This window comes from Gemmatimonadaceae bacterium, from assembly GCA_016720905.1.
Taxonomy (GTDB): Bacteria; Gemmatimonadota; Gemmatimonadetes; order Gemmatimonadales; family Gemmatimonadaceae; genus Gemmatimonas.
Genome location: JADKJT010000003.1, coordinates 23,654 through 40,548, shown reverse-complemented (window position 1 = coordinate 40,548; position 16,895 = coordinate 23,654). Strand labels below are relative to the sequence as shown.

14 protein-coding genes and 1 pseudogene are annotated in these 16,895 nt (G+C 66.4%); 7 read left to right on the top strand and 8 right to left on the bottom strand.

Annotation, left to right across the window (positions count from 1 at the left end; translation table 11 throughout):
* Window positions 1-150 precede the first annotated feature (150 nt).
* Window positions 151-723 (top strand): hypothetical protein, encoded by a 573-nt coding sequence (locus IPP90_04610; GenBank protein ID MBL0170004.1) that lies wholly within the window; start codon window positions 151-153, stop codon window positions 721-723.
* A gap of 23 nt (window positions 724-746) precedes the next feature.
* On the opposite strand, the gene IPP90_04605 is transcribed toward IPP90_04610, so the two are convergent.
* From IPP90_04605 to IPP90_04570, 8 genes and pseudogenes are all read right to left on the bottom strand, one after another.
* Window positions 747-1,466, bottom strand: coding sequence for a metal-dependent transcriptional regulator (locus IPP90_04605; protein ID MBL0170003.1), 720 nt, complete (start codon window positions 1,464-1,466; stop codon window positions 747-749).
* A 56-nt stretch (window positions 1,467-1,522) separates the two neighbouring features.
* Window positions 1,523-1,966 carry a universal stress protein gene (locus tag IPP90_04600; GenBank protein ID MBL0170002.1) on the bottom strand — a complete coding sequence of 148 codons (444 nt, stop codon included), beginning with the start codon at window positions 1,964-1,966 and terminating at the stop codon, window positions 1,523-1,525.
* Entirely contained in the window at window positions 1,966-3,312 is a 1,347-nt protein-coding gene (locus tag IPP90_04595; GenBank protein MBL0170001.1) for an Nramp family divalent metal transporter, read from the bottom strand. The genes IPP90_04600 and IPP90_04595 overlap by 1 nt, the downstream gene beginning before the upstream one ends.
* Window positions 3,313-3,402: 90 nt before the next feature.
* Window positions 3,403-5,175, bottom strand: a complete 1,773-nt coding sequence (locus IPP90_04590) for a gamma-glutamyltransferase (GenBank protein MBL0170000.1) — start codon at window positions 5,173-5,175, stop codon at window positions 3,403-3,405.
* Window positions 5,176-5,221: 46 nt separating this feature from the next.
* Window positions 5,222-5,809 (bottom strand): CoA pyrophosphatase, encoded by a 588-nt coding sequence (locus tag IPP90_04585; protein ID MBL0169999.1) that lies wholly within the window; start codon window positions 5,807-5,809, stop codon window positions 5,222-5,224.
* Window positions 5,806-6,162, bottom strand: a pseudogene (locus IPP90_04580) (sulfurtransferase). Before IPP90_04580 ends, IPP90_04585 begins: the two are co-directional and overlap by 4 nt.
* A 40-nt stretch (window positions 6,163-6,202) precedes the next feature.
* Window positions 6,203-7,132, bottom strand: a complete 930-nt coding sequence (locus tag IPP90_04575; protein ID MBL0169998.1) for an LD-carboxypeptidase — start codon at window positions 7,130-7,132, stop codon at window positions 6,203-6,205.
* A 6-nt stretch (window positions 7,133-7,138) separates the two neighbouring features.
* Entirely contained in the window at window positions 7,139-7,990 is an 852-nt protein-coding gene (locus IPP90_04570) for a D-amino acid aminotransferase (protein ID MBL0169997.1), read from the bottom strand.
* A 308-nt stretch (window positions 7,991-8,298) separates the two neighbouring features.
* On the opposite strand from IPP90_04570, the gene IPP90_04565 reads away from it, so the two are divergent.
* The 6 genes from IPP90_04565 to IPP90_04540 all read left to right on the top strand — a co-directional run bounded on the left by IPP90_04565 (window position 8,299) and on the right by IPP90_04540 (window position 16,895).
* Window positions 8,299-11,499, top strand: a complete 3,201-nt coding sequence (locus IPP90_04565; GenBank protein ID MBL0169996.1) for an N-6 DNA methylase — start codon at window positions 8,299-8,301, stop codon at window positions 11,497-11,499.
* A 53-nt stretch (window positions 11,500-11,552) separates the two neighbouring features.
* Complete coding sequence (locus IPP90_04560) at window positions 11,553-13,847, top strand: DEAD/DEAH box helicase (GenBank protein ID MBL0169995.1); 2,295 nt, start codon at window positions 11,553-11,555, stop codon at window positions 13,845-13,847.
* Window positions 13,844-14,500 (top strand): HAD-IA family hydrolase, encoded by a 657-nt coding sequence (locus tag IPP90_04555; GenBank protein ID MBL0169994.1) that lies wholly within the window; start codon window positions 13,844-13,846, stop codon window positions 14,498-14,500. The genes IPP90_04560 and IPP90_04555 overlap by 4 nt, the downstream gene beginning before the upstream one ends.
* A 66-nt stretch (window positions 14,501-14,566) precedes the next feature.
* Window positions 14,567-15,148 carry an RNA polymerase sigma factor gene (locus tag IPP90_04550; GenBank protein MBL0169993.1) on the top strand — a complete coding sequence of 194 codons (582 nt, stop codon included), beginning with the start codon at window positions 14,567-14,569 and terminating at the stop codon, window positions 15,146-15,148.
* A 32-nt stretch (window positions 15,149-15,180) separates the two neighbouring features.
* On the top strand, window positions 15,181-15,900 hold the full coding sequence (locus IPP90_04545; protein MBL0169992.1) for a zf-HC2 domain-containing protein: 720 nt from the start codon (window positions 15,181-15,183) through the stop codon (window positions 15,898-15,900).
* Window positions 15,897-16,895: a DUF4097 family beta strand repeat protein gene (locus IPP90_04540; protein MBL0169991.1), complete on the top strand. Its 999-nt coding sequence runs from the start codon at window positions 15,897-15,899 to the stop codon at window positions 16,893-16,895. The genes IPP90_04545 and IPP90_04540 overlap by 4 nt, the downstream gene beginning before the upstream one ends.

The window sequence follows — 16,895 nt, the reverse complement described above, 5'->3', positions numbered from 1 at the left end:
TCGGCAGTGGGCCGCCCGCACGACCACTGGTCCCCCGAATCCCGCAATCGATCCCTCCAGTGACACTCCCGAGGCCTCGACTCGTATCGAAGAAGTAACGCCCCTGCGGGCGGGTCCCGGAACGGAAACGCGTCGCGTTCCGTGCGCGTGATGACTCTCTGCTTCGAGGTGCTTCCCATGTTCACCATGACACTCTTCGCGCTGTCGACAGTGGCCGCGGTGCAAACCGGCCTCGCACCGGACCACATGGTGCGGCACGCGGACCGACGACCCGCCATCGCCTCGTCGCGACCCGTGCCCGCTCACGCGACCGCCGAAATCCGCGCCGATGTCCGCGGTGCGGCCGAGCATCTTGATAGCGCCCGTCGCGCCATGTCGCTTGGCGCGTTCGACCTGGCGCGTCGTGAGTTTCGCCTCGCGGCAACCATTGAGCGCGATGCCGGAAGACTGTCGGTAGACGCCATGACCGGTCTCGCGAGTGCGCTCTACGCACAATCGTACAATCGCGAAGCCGCCATGACGATGGAGCAACTGTCCAACGACGCCTTGCGACTTGGTGATCCCGACGCGGAGGCGCTCGCGCTGGCCGATGCGATCTGGCTGTATGCAGATGCCGGCCAACGCGTCGCCGTGCGCACCCTGACGCAACGCCTGCGAACGCTGATGCGCGACACCCCGCTGTCAGTGGAAACCCGCAAGGCGCTCAAGGCGCGCATTGGCTGATCGTTCGCCGCGCCTCGGCCGCCTCAGCGTCGGCGCGATTTCGCCGGGAGCGGCGACGCGTCAGCGGCAACCAGCACCTGTTCGGCGAGTCTGAGACCCACCATCGACTCGGAGGTCCCGATGCGCAACGTGAGCGGTCCGTCAAATGGCGCCCGCGCCAGCACGGTCACGTCCGTGCCCGGCTGCAGTCCGATCTCCGCCAGATAACGCAGCAGGGCCGGATCCTTGTCGCTGACCAGCAGCATGCGTGCCGCCTCGCCGATCGCCAACTCCGCGAGTGTGCGCAGAGCCGGTTCTTCTACCGTGCCTTCGGCGGTCGGGATGGGTGCGCCGTGCGGATCGACAACCGGATGGCCCAAGGCGGCCGCCATGCGTTCGATCAGCTCGTCGGACGCCGCATGCTCGAGTTGTTCCGCCTCGTCGTGGACGCGATCCCACGGATATCCCAGCACGCCGGTGAGATAGCTCTCGAGGATTCGATGGCGACGGATGGTCCGTAGCGCCGCGCGACGGCCCACCTCAGTCAGTTGCACGCCATGATACGGCACATGATCGAGATATCCTTGCGCGGCGAGTCGGCGAATCATCCCGGTCACCGAGGCCGGTGCGACCTCAAGTGCCTCGGCCACTTCACTGGTCGCGGCGCTCCCCTGCCGCGTCTCGAGTTCGTAAATCGCCTTGAGATAGTCCTCAACCGGCGCGGTGAGCGTCGGCAACGGCACGATCGCCTTTTTGGTTGCCATCGGCGCCTAGGTCGGGACGGCGCACCACGAGAGGCCGATCACCTCACGTGGGCGTGTCACGTCGGTCGTGTCGCGCGACGCGCATCACGCACCATCAGCACCGGCACGGTGGTCAGGTGCCGCACCTTGTTGGCGGTCTGCCCGTAGATCACGTCCTGCAGTCCCTTGTGTCCATGCACCGCCATCGCAATCAGATCGCAGGATTCCCGGTCGGCCGCAGACGCGATTTCGACTGAGGGTTCACCGCCCGCCAGCACGGACTCCGCGTCAAACCCTTCCGCGCGCAAGGCGGCGCAGCACTGTTCGATGTACTCCCGATCCTGGCGTATCTCTTCCGACTCGCGAAGGTTCAGCGGGCGGAGATTGCGCGCCGCCCAGCCGTCAGCGACATGGATGAGGAGCAAAGACGACCCGCACAGCCGCGCCAACTGGCGGACGTGCCCCAGAATCACGTCATCGCAGGGCGAATGCTCCAGCGGCACCAGAATGCGCCGATACATCAGGCGGTCCAGGCGCGCATGGTCTGCCACAGCAACCACCCGTTGAGCGTGGCGATCACGCCAGCGACGGAGTAGGCCGCGACGCGGAGCGGCATGGAGTTGACGAAGACGCCCATCTTCTCGCGATCGGAGGTGAACCGCACCAGCGGGAACACGGCGAACGACAGTTGCAGCGATAAAATAACCTGACTGAACACCAGCAGCTTGGCGGTGCCGCTTTCGCCGTAGACAATGGCCACAATTGCGGCAGGGACGATGGCAATCGAGCGCGTGATCAGCCGCCGCAACCAGGGACGTATGCGCAGATTGAGAAATCCTTCCATCACGATCTGGCCCGCCAGGGTCCCCGTGATCGTGCTGTTCTGACCGCTGGCCAGCAAGGCCAGCGCAAACACGGTGCTCGCTCCCGCGACGCCCAGCAGCGGCGTGAGCAATCGATGCGCGTCCTGGATTTCCGCGACATCCGTGTTGCCCGTGGTATTGAATGTTGCCGCCGCCACAATGAGAATGGCCGCGTTGATGAACAGCGCGAACGTCAGGGCAATGGTGGAGTCGATGAAGGCAAAGCGCACCGCTTCGCGTTTGCCTTCGGCGTTTTCGGCGTACTTCCGCGTCTGCACGATGGACGAATGCAAGTACAGATTATGCGGCATCACCGTGGCGCCGAGTATCCCGATGGCGATGTACAACATCTCGGGATTGCGCACGATGTCGACCGTGGGCACAAATCCGCGCGCGACCGCCCCGAGTTCCGGCCGGGTGATGATCAATTCAAACAGGAAGCAGCCGCCGACCACCGCCACCAGCGCGATCACCAGCGCTTCCAGGAGCCGGAATCCCTTGTTCTGCAGGTACAGCACCACCAGCACGTCCAATGAGGTGAGCGCGATCCCCCAGGGAATGGAAATCCCGAACAACAACTTGAGGGCGATGGCGGAGCCGATCACTTCGGCCAGATCGCAAGCGGCAATGGCAATCTCGCACATCACCCACAGCGTGAACGTCACGCGGGGCGAGTAATGATCGCGACAGGCCTGTGCGAGGTCGCGTCCGGTGACGATGCCCAGCTTGGACGCCAGACCCTGCAGGAGCACGGCCATCAGGTTCGACAGCAGGATGACGGACAACAGCGTGTACCCGAAGCGCGACCCACCGGCCAGATCAGTGGCCCAGTTCCCGGGATCCATGTAGCCAACGGCGACCAGGTATCCCGGACCCGCAAAAGCCAGCAGCTTCCGGAGCCACGTCGTCCCGTTGACGTCGATGGAGCGATGCACCTCGGCCAGCGACGGCGCGAGCCGCGCGTGTCGCCATCCGGATTCCTTCGCGGAGGCCGTCGCCGGCACGTCGCCGAGTGGCGGGTGGTCAGTATTCAGTGTGGACACATAGATATTTTAGCCTAGGCTAAATATACCCGCAAGTGCCCCCGGCCCCGCCTAGTTGCCGCCTGCCGTGCCGTCGCGACGAGGATCGGCCACGCCAATCCGTCGGCCATCGGCGCGCACAAATACCGCGTGCACGCCACCGAACGAGATATCGGCGACGCGGCTCAGTGGGCGATACCCGCGCGCCACCAGCGCCGCATACACGTCCGGGGCAAACCCCGGCTCCACCTCGACTTCCTTGAGCGGCGCGCTGGCGTGGATGCGCGGCGCCGCGAGCGCGAGACCCGGGTCCTCGTTGAACGCCAGCATGCGCACCACCACCTGCACAATTGCCGGCTGGATGTACTGCGAACCGGCGGCACCAACCACCAGTCGCACGGCGCCGTGGTCGAGGACGATCGTGGGCGCCATCGTGGTGTTGGCGAATCGGTTGGGACCGCGTGTGCGCGCATCGAAGTTGCTGGCCGACGAATTCAGGAAGAATCCGTCGGTGTATACTCCGGACCCGAAGAGCACGCCCACTGTGGTGGTCGCCGACACCGCGTTGCCCTCGGCATCGACGATCGCCATATGCGACGTCAGGCTCCCCTGACGCCACGAGTCGTCGGGGTCGCTGCCACGCGCGTCGAATGCTGCCGCCGCATCACCCGGCGCGCGGGCGTCGGGCACCGCAGCCGGATACGGGTCGAGCGCCGCACACGACGCCGGAGCGGCCGCCTTATCGAAGGGCCACGGATCGCCCGCCTTGGCCGTATCCAGCGCTACGCCGGTGATCAGCGCCGCGCGCGACTTCGCATACCCAGCGCTGGTCGTGCCGCGTGCCGGGACCGCCTGGGCAAACGGATCGCCACGCCAGCGCCCGGCATCGGCGCCTGCCAGACGCATCACGTCGGCCAGTTTCGAGACAGCCTCCGGCTGACGCGTCAATCCGCCGGCGCCGGTGATACCCGATGCCTCGGCCATCTGCAGCATCTCGAGGACACCCACCCCGCCCATCGGCGGCGGCGCACTCAACACGGTATACCCGCGCCATTCTGCGCACAGCGGGCGTTCCCCAGCCGTCTTGTAGTTCGCCAGGTCCTGCACGCGGATCAATCCACCTTGCGCCTGAACTTTCGCTGACAATCGTTCGGCCACGCCGCCGGTGTAGAACGCCGATGCGCCAGCGGCCGCGATGCGTTCGAGCGTGATCGCCAACTCCGGTTGTCTCAACCGCTCGCCCGGTCGCAGTGCTTCGCCCGTCGGCATGAACCGCAGCGCGGCCAATGAATCGGCGGCGAGCTTTGCCTTCGATGACGCGATGGTCCGCGACAACAGTGGTGACACGATGAACCCGTCGCGCGCCAGGCGGATCGCGGGACCCATCACTTGCGCACGACTCAGTTTGCCAAAACGTTCCTGCATCTCAAGCAGCCCGGCCACCATGCCCGGCACTGCGGCCGCGCGACCGGGTCGTGGTGCGCCGCGCGCCGAGTCGGCCTGCCCCCACGCCGCGTCCGCGCCGGAACGGGGATAGAACAGCAGATGTTCGGCGCGACGAGTCTTGGCGTTGTAAAACGTCAGCGCGCCTCCGCCGCCCAATCCCGTCTGCGACACGTCCGTGACGGACAAGGCAAATCCGGTGGCCACCGCCGCATCCACCGCATTGCCTCCAAGTCGCAGCGCCTCGACGCCCGCAGCCACCGCATCCGGGTGTGAGGCCGCCACCATGCCGCGGTCTCCTTCAACGCGCTTCCCCGCCCCAGGCGCGATGGCCGTCGGCGCCGGTCCGGAACGCGCGCACGCCGCCATGAGAACCAGCACGAAGACCCGATAACGCATCACGATGGCCGCTCCTCGGACGCAAGGTCCGACGTGGTGAGAGGTGGCACTACGCTGGCACTTCAAACATCGAGAGGAGTTGACGAACGATCCGCTCGGTCAATCCCCAGACGACGTGACCCTGCACGGCATAGGCCGGGAACCGAGCCGTCACACCGTTGATCATGACGGCATGCTCGATCTGCGCCTCGGCCGCCCGCAATGCGGAGAGCGGGACCCAGAACACGGACGCCACTTCCCGACTGAGAACAAACGAGACATCCGACGCCACCAGCGCCACGAAGGGTCGGATGATGATGGGGGGAAGCGCGTGCGAACGCGGCGCCAGATCATCAAGCTGACCCAGCATGCTCTCGGCCGTCAGTTTCAGTGCGAGTTCCTCGCACGTTTCGCGAATCGCGGTGACCTGCAGCGAGTCGTCGGCGGGCTCGCGTCGACCACCGGGGAACGCCACATGGCCGCTCCACGGATCGTGTTCGGCTTCGGCGCGCTTGATGAACAGCAATTCGGGTTCGTCGCGCACGCGCAACACGGCAACCACCGCAGCCAGACGCGCCTCCGGCCACGGCGACGCCTCGCTGGGCGCGTGCTCCGCAAGTCGGACGGCAAGCCGCGCGACGTCAGCGTGGTCGATCAGTCAGCCACCTCGCCACCGGTGGCGACCCAATCGCGAAATCCGCCGGCCATCGAGGCCACGTTCGTATAGCCCATCTCCTCCAAAGTGCGCGCCGCCAGTGCCGTCCGGTTGCCACTGGCGCAGTACAACACAATCGGCGCGTCCCGCGGTACACGGGACTCGATCTGCGACTCCAGCACGCCACGGCCGATGTACTGGGCGCCGGCCGCGTGGCCGAGGTTTCATTCATTCTGCTCGCGTATATCGATCAGGACGATCGGCTCGCCGCGGGCCATCCGGTCCTGAGTTTCGCGGGCCGTCACTTCGGTAATGACCGCCTTGGCTTCGGCGAATAGTTGCTGTGCTGTTTTCATCGTGGGCCGTGTTCGTGAGAACGAGGAAGGGGACGCGCAGTCAGTTGGCTGCCGCGCGATGGACGCGCAGTGCGCGATTGGTGGCGTCGAGGGTCGCCAACGCGCCCAATGGCAACGTCCATTGATCGTCGATATGTCCAACCGGGATTCCCAGGAGCGCCGGTACCGCCAGGGCATCGGCGCACTCGCGGATCACGTCGTCCAATGGTCGCGCCCCATCATCGTTCGGGGAATCGGCGTTGGTGAAATGACCGAACGCCAGACCGGCGCAGCGATTGAAGGCGCCCGCTTGCCGCAACTGCGTCAGCATGCGGTCCACGCGATACGTGGCTTCGTTGATGTCTTCCAGCACCACGATGGCATCGGTGAAATCTATGGCCCACGGCGTACCGCAGAGAGAGGCCACCAACGCCAGATTGCCGCCAGCCAGCCTGCCGGTGGTCACACCGTCGCGAATCACCGTCGCGCCGGTCGATCCGCCCGCGCTGTCCACGCCCTGCACCATCGCCCGCATGAACGAATCCAGCGAGAACGGAGACAGCACGCCACGCGCCGTGGGACCGTGGAAGCTCATCACTCCGGCCTGCTGCCATATCGCGTGCAACGCGGTGATGTCCGAGAAACCGATGAGCGCCTTCGGACGCGCGGCAATGACGTCGATGTCCAGCGCCGGCAACAGTCGCGCGGCACCATAGCCGCCGCGCAGACACCAGATTCCGTCAATGGAAGGGTCGGCAATGGCGGCGGACAAGTCCGCCAGCCGTTGGGCATCGTGCCCCGCGAAGTAGCCTTCGCGGGCCATCGCGTGCGGCCCAACTACCGTTTCCCACCCCAAGAGGCGTGCGTGGCCCTCGGCCCGCACCAGTTCGGTGACATCCCGCAACGGCCCCGACGGCGACACCAGCGCAACGCGCGCGCCCACGCCCAGACGTGGCGGCGCAACGAGAGACCGCGGTGTGATAGGCGTCATGCGGCGTCAGCGGTGCAGGGTCAGGGTGGCGGCGCGCGCCAGGTAGGCCTCGCGCAACCGCATGCTGACAGGACCCGGTGCGCCGGATCCGATCACGGCGTCGTCGATCCGCACGACCGGCAGCACGAAACTGGTCGCGCTCGTGATGAAGCACTCATCGGCCTCTCGTGCATCCTCCAGTGCAAACGCACGCTCGAGCACCGGGATCCCCTCCCGGGCGGCCAGCTCGAGGGTGACGTCGCGGGTGATGCCGGCCAGAATGGCGTGTGACAGTGGCCGCGTCAGCACGGTGCCGTGTTGCACAATCCAAAGAGTGCTTGAGCCGCCTTCGGTGATCATGCCGCGCTCATGCATCACCGCTTCATACGCGCCAGCCGCTTTCGCGGCCTGCTTTGCCAGCACTTGCGCCAGCATGGCCGTGCTCTTGATGTCACGACGCGCCCAACGGATATCCGGCACCGCGTGGAGCACAATGCCTCCGGCGTTGGGATCTTGCGTCAAACGTTTCTTGCGCGCGTAGGCAAAGCAGGTGGGGGTCACAACCGCCGGAAACGCAAAGTCACGTTCGGCGACGCCGCGTGTCACCTGCAGGTACACCAGCCCTTCGTCGATGCCGTTCTGCTCGACGAGCGATTGCATCAGCGCCATCCACGCCTCGCGCGATTGCGGCGAGGGCATTTCGATCTCCGCCAGCGACCGCTCGAGCCGCACGAGATGCCGGTCGGCGTCAAGCAGACGGCCATTGCACACCGCCGCCACTTCGTACACCCCGTCACCGAATAGCAGTCCGCGATCAAAGATCGAGACCTGCGCCTGTTCTTCGGGCACGAATCGCCCATTCAACCAGCATATCGCCATGGTTCGCCCGAGATCGCTCGAAAGGTTCAGTCCAATTGCGCGCCACGCTTATGACGGCGCCCGCGACTGCATCCAACCGGCACTGGCCCGCGTGAGCGTCGACATCGTACCGGCACGTACAAAGATACTGAAGGCGACGACCGATGTCGCCTGAGGTTCCGTCGCTCATCCTTTCGGCCCCTCGCCACGCCCCGCTCCCGGTAGACCCCGTTCGCGTCGCGCCGCCTGATCAACGCCGTGCGTCGGGTTGATCCCCGCTGCAATGGAGCGGTGACAGTCTTTCGCACCACCGACCGTATGCTGCCGTCGTGCTTACTCTCCACGCTGCCGCCAGCCTGCTCGCCCAGGCCGATACGCTGACCGCCCTCCGCGCTATTGTGCGCCTGCTGGGCTTCCACTCGGTGCGTCGCCTGACCATCGATTCCCGACGCGATCTGGGTATTGAGTCCCTGGTGAGCGACGCGCATCTCGCGCACGGTGCTGGCGGACTGCGCTGCCTGAGCGCAGCCCTCGTGCCGCATCTGGGCTCGGCCGCCACCACCGACACCCGCGAACTCACCCGCCGGTTGTGCGTGGCGGCGGCCCAGCGGGCACCCGGCCGAAGCTGGTGCGTGGTCACCCTCGACGCGGCCGCTCAGACCATCACCATCGCTGCGGTGTTCCCGGATTCCCGTGGCCCACGCATCGCCGCACTCTGCGTTGATCGTCGACGGGTGGTCGACTCCGACGCCGACACGCTGCGTTCACTGGCAGCCATCACTGAGCCGGACCCCACGCTGCGCCACGCGCGCTTCGGCGACATTCTGGGACGCGACGCACTGTCCACGCGATTTTATCGGGCGCTCGATCACACGGTGGGGCAGTTGGCCGAAACCAGTTCAGGACCCGCCTCGCCGGGAGAACGTCGGGAACTGGCGCTCCTCTGTGCATCGCGCTGCCTGTTTCTCGCATTCCTCGAGGCGAAAGCCTGGCTCAACCACGATCGCCAGTTTCTGCTGCATCGGGTCACCGCATGCCTCGAACGCGGGGGACGTCTGCACGAGCGACTGCTCCGCCCGCTGTTCTTCGGCACGCTCAACACCCCGGTGGCACAACGCGCCGCCGCCGCGCGCGACTTCGGCGCCGTGCCATTTCTCAATGGCGGCCTCTTTTCCCCCACGCCGTTGGAACGGCGACGGCGCGCGCTGCGATTCCACGACGACACGCTCGCGTCACTGTTGGGCGATTTGCTCGACCGATACCGTTTCACCGCGCAGGAAGACTCGACACGCTGGTCGGAAGCGGCCATCGATCCGGAGATGCTGGGGCGCGCGTTCGAATCGCTCATGGCGGTTGAAGAGCGGCACCAGTCGGGAACCTATTACACGCCACCGGAACTGGTCGACACGGTGGTGCGCGACGCGCTGCACGCTGTACTACCCGACGTGCCGGCCGATCAGCTGGTGCACGACAGCGCGCCGTTGCACCTGACGGCGCGCGCGCGCACCGCGTTGGAGTCCCTTCGCGTACTCGATCCCGCGTGCGGCTCCGGTGCGTTCCTGGTGCGCGCCCTGGAGTGTCTGGCCACACTCGAGGCGCGGGCCGGCGATGATCGGCCCACCCACGTCGTTCGACGCGCCGTGCTGACCCGCAAGATCTTTGGCGTTGATCGCAACCCGCTGGCCGTATGGCTGTGCGAGCTCCGCCTGTGGCTCTCCATTGTCATCGAGTGCCCCGAGACCCGCATCAGTCACATCCCGACGCTGCCCAACCTCGACCATCACATTCGCGTCGGCGACACACTCGCGGGCGGCGACTTCCGCTACGCGCCGCCATCCGCGAAACGACTGACCACGCTGCGCGACCGATACACCCGCGCCAGCGGCAGTCGCAAACGCACGCTGGCAGACGCGCTCGACCGCGAAGAGCGCCACCGTGCCGTGACCGAACAGCAACGCATGATCGACGGCGCACGGTACGAACGGCGCGCCTTGCTCGATCGCCTCCGGGCGCGCGATCTGTTCGGTGACCGACCGTCCCGCACGCCACTTGACCGCCAGCGGCTTGACCACCTGCGTCAGCGGACCCGGGAACTCGAAGGGCAACGAAAGAGGCTCGAACTGGGCGGGGCCCTACCCTTTCGTTTCGCGGCGCACTTCGCAGACGTCGCCGCTGCCGGCGGTTTCTCGCTGGTCATTGGCAATCCGCCGTGGGTTCGCCCGCACGCCGTGCCGCACGCCGACCGGGTGCGACTGCGTCGCGAGTTTCACTCCATGCGCCACGCCGCCTGGCGGATCGGCGCAACACGGGCCGGTGCCGGCGTCGGATTTGCCGCACAGGCCGACCTGGCCACCGCGTTCGTGGAACGCAGCGTTCAACTGCTGGCACCCGGCGGCATGTCAGCGTTGCTGGTCCCTGCAAAACTCTGGCGCGCACTCGCCGGCGGCGGCATTCGTGCATGGATGCACAACCAGGTCGACGTGCGCGCCGTGCACGACTGGAGCCAATCGCCGGCCGTCTTCGACGCCGCCGTGTACCCGTCACTCGTTGTCGCGGAACGCCGTACGGAGCCGCCCCCATCCCGACGCCCCATCCGCGTCACACTGGCGCATCGCTCCGAGCACTCGGCCTTCACGGTGGATCCGCGCCACCTGTCGTTCGCCGGCGATCCCGCGGCCCCATGGTTGCTGCTTCCCGACGCCGTACGCTCCGCCTTCGAGCGTCTGCGGTTGGCCGGACCGGCCCTCGGTGATTCCTCGCTCGGACGCCCGATACTGGGTGTCAAATGTGGCTGCAATGCGGCGTTCCTGGTTCACGCCATTGAACACGACGACGAAACGGCTTCGGTGGTGGCGGACGGACGATGCGCGCACATCGAGCGACAGATGTTGCGGCCGGTCTTGCGCGGCGACGGCGTGCAGCGCCTCACGGCGCCGACGCCAGGCGTCGATGGCGAATTGCGCATCCTCTGGACGCATGGAATCGACGGGGCGCCACTGCGCGCCTTACCGCCCGCCGCGGCGCGTTGGCTGGCACACTGGCGCCCTCGGCTTGAACGCCGACGGGATGCGCGCGCGCGCCACCCGTGGTGGACCCTCTTTCGCACCGAGGCCGCGCGACACGAGTCCCCGCGAGTCGTGTGGGCCGACATCGGCAAGCGACTGCGCCCGCGGGTGCTGCACGCCGGCGATCCCACTGTGCCGCTCAATACCTGCTACGTCATGCGCACCAGTTCGATGGACGATGCCTATGCCATCGAGTCGTTGCTGGGCTCGACCGTGGCCGCTGGATGGTTCGAGACACTCGCCGAGCCCGCACGCGGGGGCTTTCGCCGGTTCATGGGATGGACCGTTGCCACGCTTCCCGTTCCTACAAACTGGACGACGGCCCGATACCCGCTGGCCGACCTTGGCCGACGACGCGCCGCCGGCGAATCGATTGCTGTGGACCAGTACGAATCCGCCATCGCGGCCGCCTATGGCATTCCACTGCGCCACCTCGAACCACTCATGCGGTGGGCTCTCCCATGATCAGACGTCGCTCGCCCGCAACTGCGGACTTTGTCCCTTCATCAGCATCCACTGTGCGCGCCACCATGGCGCACGCCATGATGGCGGCGGACCATTCCCAGGCGGCACCGCCATGCACCAGCGCCGCATTGGGCGCGCTGACACTCCTCCCGCATCAACTCGACGCCGCCAGCCGCCTGCACGCCATACTGCGTGAACACCGCGTGGCACTGCTTGCTGATGATGTGGGTCTTGGAAAGACGTACGTGGCATTGGCGGTCGCGCGCGACTACCGGCAGGTTCGCATCATCGTGCCGGCCGCCTTGCTACCCATGTGGCGCTCGGCGCTAACCCGCGCGCAGTGCTCCCACGCACAACTGGAGTCGCTGCATTGCTACTCTTCGGCACATCCGCCCGCCAACGTGTGCCAACCGGGAACGCTGGTCATCGTTGACGAGGCGCATCACCTGCGGACGCCAACCACTCGTCGTTATCGCGCCATCAGTCAGGTCCTCGCCGGCAGCGATCTGTTGCTCCTGTCAGCGACGCCGATCCACAACTCACCGCGCGATCTTGGCGCCCTGCTGGCGTTGGCGCTGGGAACGCCGGCAGCGCGCCTGCGGGATGGGTTGCTGGCGCGGGTCGTCGTGCGCCGTACACATCGAATCGGACGCCCCCGCATTGTTGAACACCCCCCGATGGCCATGCCGCACGATCCCGCCGTGCTCGACGCCATCCTGGCGCTGCCGGCACCACTGCCGGCGCACGACGGGGCCATCGCGGGCGCCCTGATTCGGCTCGGCCTCCTGCGAGCCTGGTGTTCCAGCGACGCGGCGCTCACGCAGGCGCTTCGAAAGCGACTCCTGCGTGGCGAAGCCCTGCGGCATGCATTGGAGCATGGTCGCCATCCAACCAGCGCCGAATTGCGCAGTTGGCTGGTCGGCGAGCATGAAGTGCAGTTGGCGTTTCCAGAGCTGCTGGCCAACCATGCGCCGGCCACGGGACCGTTGTTGGATATCCTGTCCGCGCACCTCGACGCCGTGCGAGGCCTGCTGCACGAGCAGATGCGCGTTGCACACAGCGACGCCGCCCGCGTGGACGCCATGCGGACCATCATGCGCGCACACCCAAACGTACCCGTGGTGGCCTTCTCACAGTTTGCCGCCACCGTTCGTGCCGTTGGCCGGGCACTCGCCGACATCGCCGGCGTCGGCATGCTGACCGGTCAACGCGCCGTTATCGCCAGCGGCGCAATCTCCCGACAGGAGGCACTGGCGCACTTTGCACCGGTGGCGCAGGGTCGCCCCCCACCGCCGGCACATCGTCGCATTCACTTGCTGCTCACCACCGATCTGCTGGCCGAAGGCGTCAATCTTCAGGACGCCGGCGTTGTGGTGCACCTGGACTTGCCGTGGACAGACGCATTGCGCCACCAACGGGTGGGCCGCTGCGCGCGCGTAGGATCGCCGCATAGTGACATTGCCGTATACCGCATCAATCCACCACCCGGTGCAGAGGCGGCGCTTCGATTGTTCGAGCGTTTGGCGCGCAAAGCCCAGTGGGAGACACGATTGGTCGGCGGGAGACCGGACGAGCGTCGCAATGAATCGAGTGGCACCGGGCGGGGGAGCGCTGCGGATGCCGCGACCCAACTGCGGGAGTTGTTGCAGTCCTGGCTGCGCGACGACCGTCCATCGGACTGCGTGCCCGCAGGTTCGCGACCGCGCGTCAGTACCGTCACCGGGCCGCGCACGGGCTTCGTCGCGGTCGTGGCCCTCGCCACGGGATCCGTCGCCCTCGTCGCGGGTTGGCGAAGGTCAACGGTGGACGGCAGCGGGAGCTGGAGATTGTCCACCTCGCCGCGACGCGCCCTGGCGCTACTGCAAGGCGCCAGGGCGGATAATCAGAGTGATCCGGGTGACCCCGTGCCGGTCGATACATGGCACCGTGCTCAACGCGCGTTACTGAGATGGTGTACGCGTCGCACCGTGGCGACTGATCTAGGTCAGTCGACGCTGGCCATATCAAGCACCCATCGTCGTGCGTATGCGGCACTGTCCCGGGCCGTTGCTCCGCTCTCGCCTGTGCGACGCGTCGCGTTGCGGGAATCCCTTCGGCAGGCGCTGCGAATGGTCGCACAGGTTCGCGGTGTAGCGGCCGAGCAGGCCCTCGACGAGTGGCTACGTGGACGCGAGGAAGAACCGCTCGAGTGCTGGCTGTCGCGCTGGCCATCGTGGACAGCCCTGTCGGCGGCGACGAACCTGGCCGCGCCCGATGGCCCGGCCCCACAAATCATGGAGCGAGCCGCCAATCACATTGTGGCCGTGTTCCTGATCAATCATTCCCGCATCGCTAGCTTTCCGCGATGACCCGACTTGCCCTGCTGTTCGATCTCGACGGCACCCTTATCGACTCCATCGGCTTGCTGCTGGAGTGCATGGAGGCGGCCTTTGCCAACCGCGAGCGGCGCCCGTCACGGGCCCAGTGGACCGCGGGCATTGGCACGCCCCTGCGCACACAGCTGGCGGAATGGAGCGATGGGCCCGGCGACGTCGAGGCATTGGTTGAGCAGTATCGGGCCTATCAGGACCTGCATCTCGAACGCATGACGTCACTCTTTCCGGATGTGGCGGAGACTTTGGCCTGGGCGCGGCACGCGGGGCACGTGACGGCCATTGTCACCAGCAAGGGCCGGGGCATGACCAATCGTTCGCTACGGCACGTGGGGATTGCCGATGCCTTCGACGCCATTGTCACGTTCGAGGAGACCTCGCGCCATAAGCCGATGCCCGAGCCGGTATTCCTCGCGCTCGAACGACTGGGCACGTCTGCGGACCGGGCCATCTTTGTCGGTGACTCGCCTCACGACATGGGAGCGGGGCTCGCCGCAGGAGTTCGTACCGCGGCGGCCCAGTGGGGTCCTTTCACCCGAGCAGAATTGGCCGTCGCGAACCCCACGTATTGGATGACCCGTATGGGGGAATTGCCGGGCATCGTGACGGGGTTCGATCGCGCCGGCTGATTTTTCGGGGCCTTCAAACCCTTTCGCCTCCCGCGTCATCCAATCGGTGACTCGAATTCGGGGCACATGCACGCGCAGCTTGTGAGCGAACCACTTCTCAATCCAGCGTCAACCACCGCGGCACCTCCGGCCCAGATACTGCCGGATGTCGCAGCGGCGGCAGCGGGTGATCGACAGGCGTTCGAACGACTGTATCGTGAGCAGGTCGATCGTGTGTATGCCCTGTGTGTTCGCATGCTGGGCGACCGGATGATCGCCGAAGAAGTCACGCAGGACGTCTTTGTGCGGGTCTGGGAAAAACTACCCGGATTTCGTGGCGAGGCGGCGTTCTCAACATGGATTCACCGTGTGACGGTGAACGTGGTGCTCTCGCGTCGAAAATCCGTCGGCATCTATCAGAGCCGCACGACCGACGACGACGAGGCGCAGGCACTCGTGGCCAGCCGACCGGCGTCGGTGGGAGATCGACTGGATCTGGAGTCCGCGATCGCCGGACTTCCCAGGGGCGCACGCCAGATATTTGTGTTGCACGATGTAGAAGGGTTCACGCATGAAGAGATCGGCGAACAGCTTGGCATCACCCCGGGCGGCAGCAAGGCCCAGTTGCATCGCGCTCGCCTGCTGCTGCGTGCAGCCCTGACCCGTTGACAAAGCGTCCTGAAAACTGACGATCGCCTACGATGACACACCATATGCCACATCCCGAGGGGCGAGACCCCGAGTGTACTCGATTCGACGATCGCCTGATGGCGTATCTGGAGAACGAGCTCGATGCCCCGGAACGCGCGTGGATGCGTGAACACCAGTCGGCGTGCGCCACGTGCTGCGCCACGCTGCGCGACGTCGAACAGCTGATCCAGGCGGCTGCGGGTCTCCCGGCCATCGCGCCGTCGCGAGACCTGTGGGCAGGGATCGCCTCGCGACTGGACACGCCCATCGTGCCGCTCGCCGGTCGCGCCACCCGCACCAGCAGCGTCGCACCGCCCGCACCGCGGCGCGGCCTGAGTGTCCGATTCCTGGCCGTCGCCGCGACGGTGCTGGTGGCGGTGACGTCCACCATTACCTGGCAGGTCGCCGCGCGCCGCGCCGCTGTTCAGTCGGCCTTGGCCTCGGGTCCGGCACGGGTGACGGACACCTCGTTGATTGTTCCCGTCGTCAACGCGGATGTGACCTACGAACGCGAAATCGCCGCGCTCCGGGCTATTGTGTCCGAACGATTTGGTGAGCTGGACTCAACCACGGTGTCAGTGCTGCAGCGCAATCTGGCGATCATTGATAAGGCGATTGCCGACAGTCGCACCGCGCTGGAGAAGGCGCCCAACAGCCGAGTCCTGTCCGTTACGCTCAATCGCGCGCTGGAAGCCAAGTTGTCGCTGATGCGTCGGGTCGCCCTGTTATGATGCCGCACCGCGCGTTCCAGTGGTGCGCTGCGGCGATGGCGCTGGCGGCAATCCCGCTTGGGTCGCAATCATCGCCCGGCACCTCGCCAAACGCCTCGGCAGGCAGTGTGGTACACGCAGGCATGGGCGACGTCACCGATACGGTGTTCAACGTCGCGCGCAACGGCGTCATTGACATCACCGTGCGCTCCGGCCGACTCGTAGTGCGCGGCAGCGACCGGAGTACGGCGGAACTGCGGGCCAATGGCTCCGACTATCAGGTGCGCTCGTCGGGCGTCAGTGTCACGCTCGCGGTGGCCGAGTCGAACGGTCGTCGATTCGGTGCCCGGGCACTGTCCGGCCGTGATTCGGACGAGCCCGACATCGGACTGCTGGTTCCCCGCGGAGTCCATCTGGTGATCAATGGGCGATCGGCAGATGTAAGCGTGACCGATGTGGTCGGCGGCGTCGAAGTGCACCTGCAGTCGGGCGATGTGGCACTCGACTCGCTGGGCGGGCGCGTGATCGTCGAGACGATTTCCGGCGATGTCAGTGTGAACGGCAACATCAGTGACCTTCGCGTGACGACGGTTGGCGGTGACGTCGTGGCGCGGGGCATTCGCGGCAATGCCGAAGTGCATACCACCAGTGGCGAGGTGTCGCTTGCCGTTGAGCGCGCCGAGCAAGTCGTGGTGGACGCGGTGAGCGGAGACATTGAATTTGACGGCTCGCTGAGCGACCGCGCGCGCCTGCAGTTCACCACGCACTCCGGTGATGTCATGCTGCGGTTGCCGGAATCGGCGGGTGGGCAACTCGACGTGTCCACGTACAATGGCGACGTCAGCGGTGGCGCGATGACGCTGATGCCGTCCAGTGACAGCCGCGTGCGCGGAGCGCGAGACGATCATGCGACCAGACACTACGAGTTTGGTGGTGGCGGCAGCGCTCGCATCAACGTCTCCACCTACTCCGGCGATGTGGTCGTTCGGCGCGGCGCGCGTCGTCGCATCGAGTGA

What these genes read in the sequence shown, in the direction of transcription:
- IPP90_04540 (MBL0169991.1), top strand. Translation starts at nt 15,897, where the DNA reads ATGATGCCGCACCGCGCGTTCCAGTGGTGCGCTGCGGCGATGGCGCTG.
- IPP90_04605 (MBL0170003.1), bottom strand. Translation starts at nt 1,466, where the DNA reads ATGGCAACCAAAAAGGCGATCGTGCCGTTGCCGACGCTCACCGCGCCG.
- IPP90_04610 (MBL0170004.1), top strand. Translation starts at nt 151, where the DNA reads ATGACTCTCTGCTTCGAGGTGCTTCCCATGTTCACCATGACACTCTTC.
- IPP90_04575 (MBL0169998.1), bottom strand. Translation starts at nt 7,132, where the DNA reads ATGACGCCTATCACACCGCGGTCTCTCGTTGCGCCGCCACGTCTGGGC.
- IPP90_04600 (MBL0170002.1), bottom strand. Translation starts at nt 1,966, where the DNA reads ATGTATCGGCGCATTCTGGTGCCGCTGGAGCATTCGCCCTGCGATGAC.
- IPP90_04550 (MBL0169993.1), top strand. Translation starts at nt 14,567, where the DNA reads ATGCACGCGCAGCTTGTGAGCGAACCACTTCTCAATCCAGCGTCAACC.
- IPP90_04570 (MBL0169997.1), bottom strand. Translation starts at nt 7,990, where the DNA reads ATGGCGATATGCTGGTTGAATGGGCGATTCGTGCCCGAAGAACAGGCG.
- IPP90_04555 (MBL0169994.1), top strand. Translation starts at nt 13,844, where the DNA reads ATGACCCGACTTGCCCTGCTGTTCGATCTCGACGGCACCCTTATCGAC.
- IPP90_04545 (MBL0169992.1), top strand. Translation starts at nt 15,181, where the DNA reads ATGACACACCATATGCCACATCCCGAGGGGCGAGACCCCGAGTGTACT.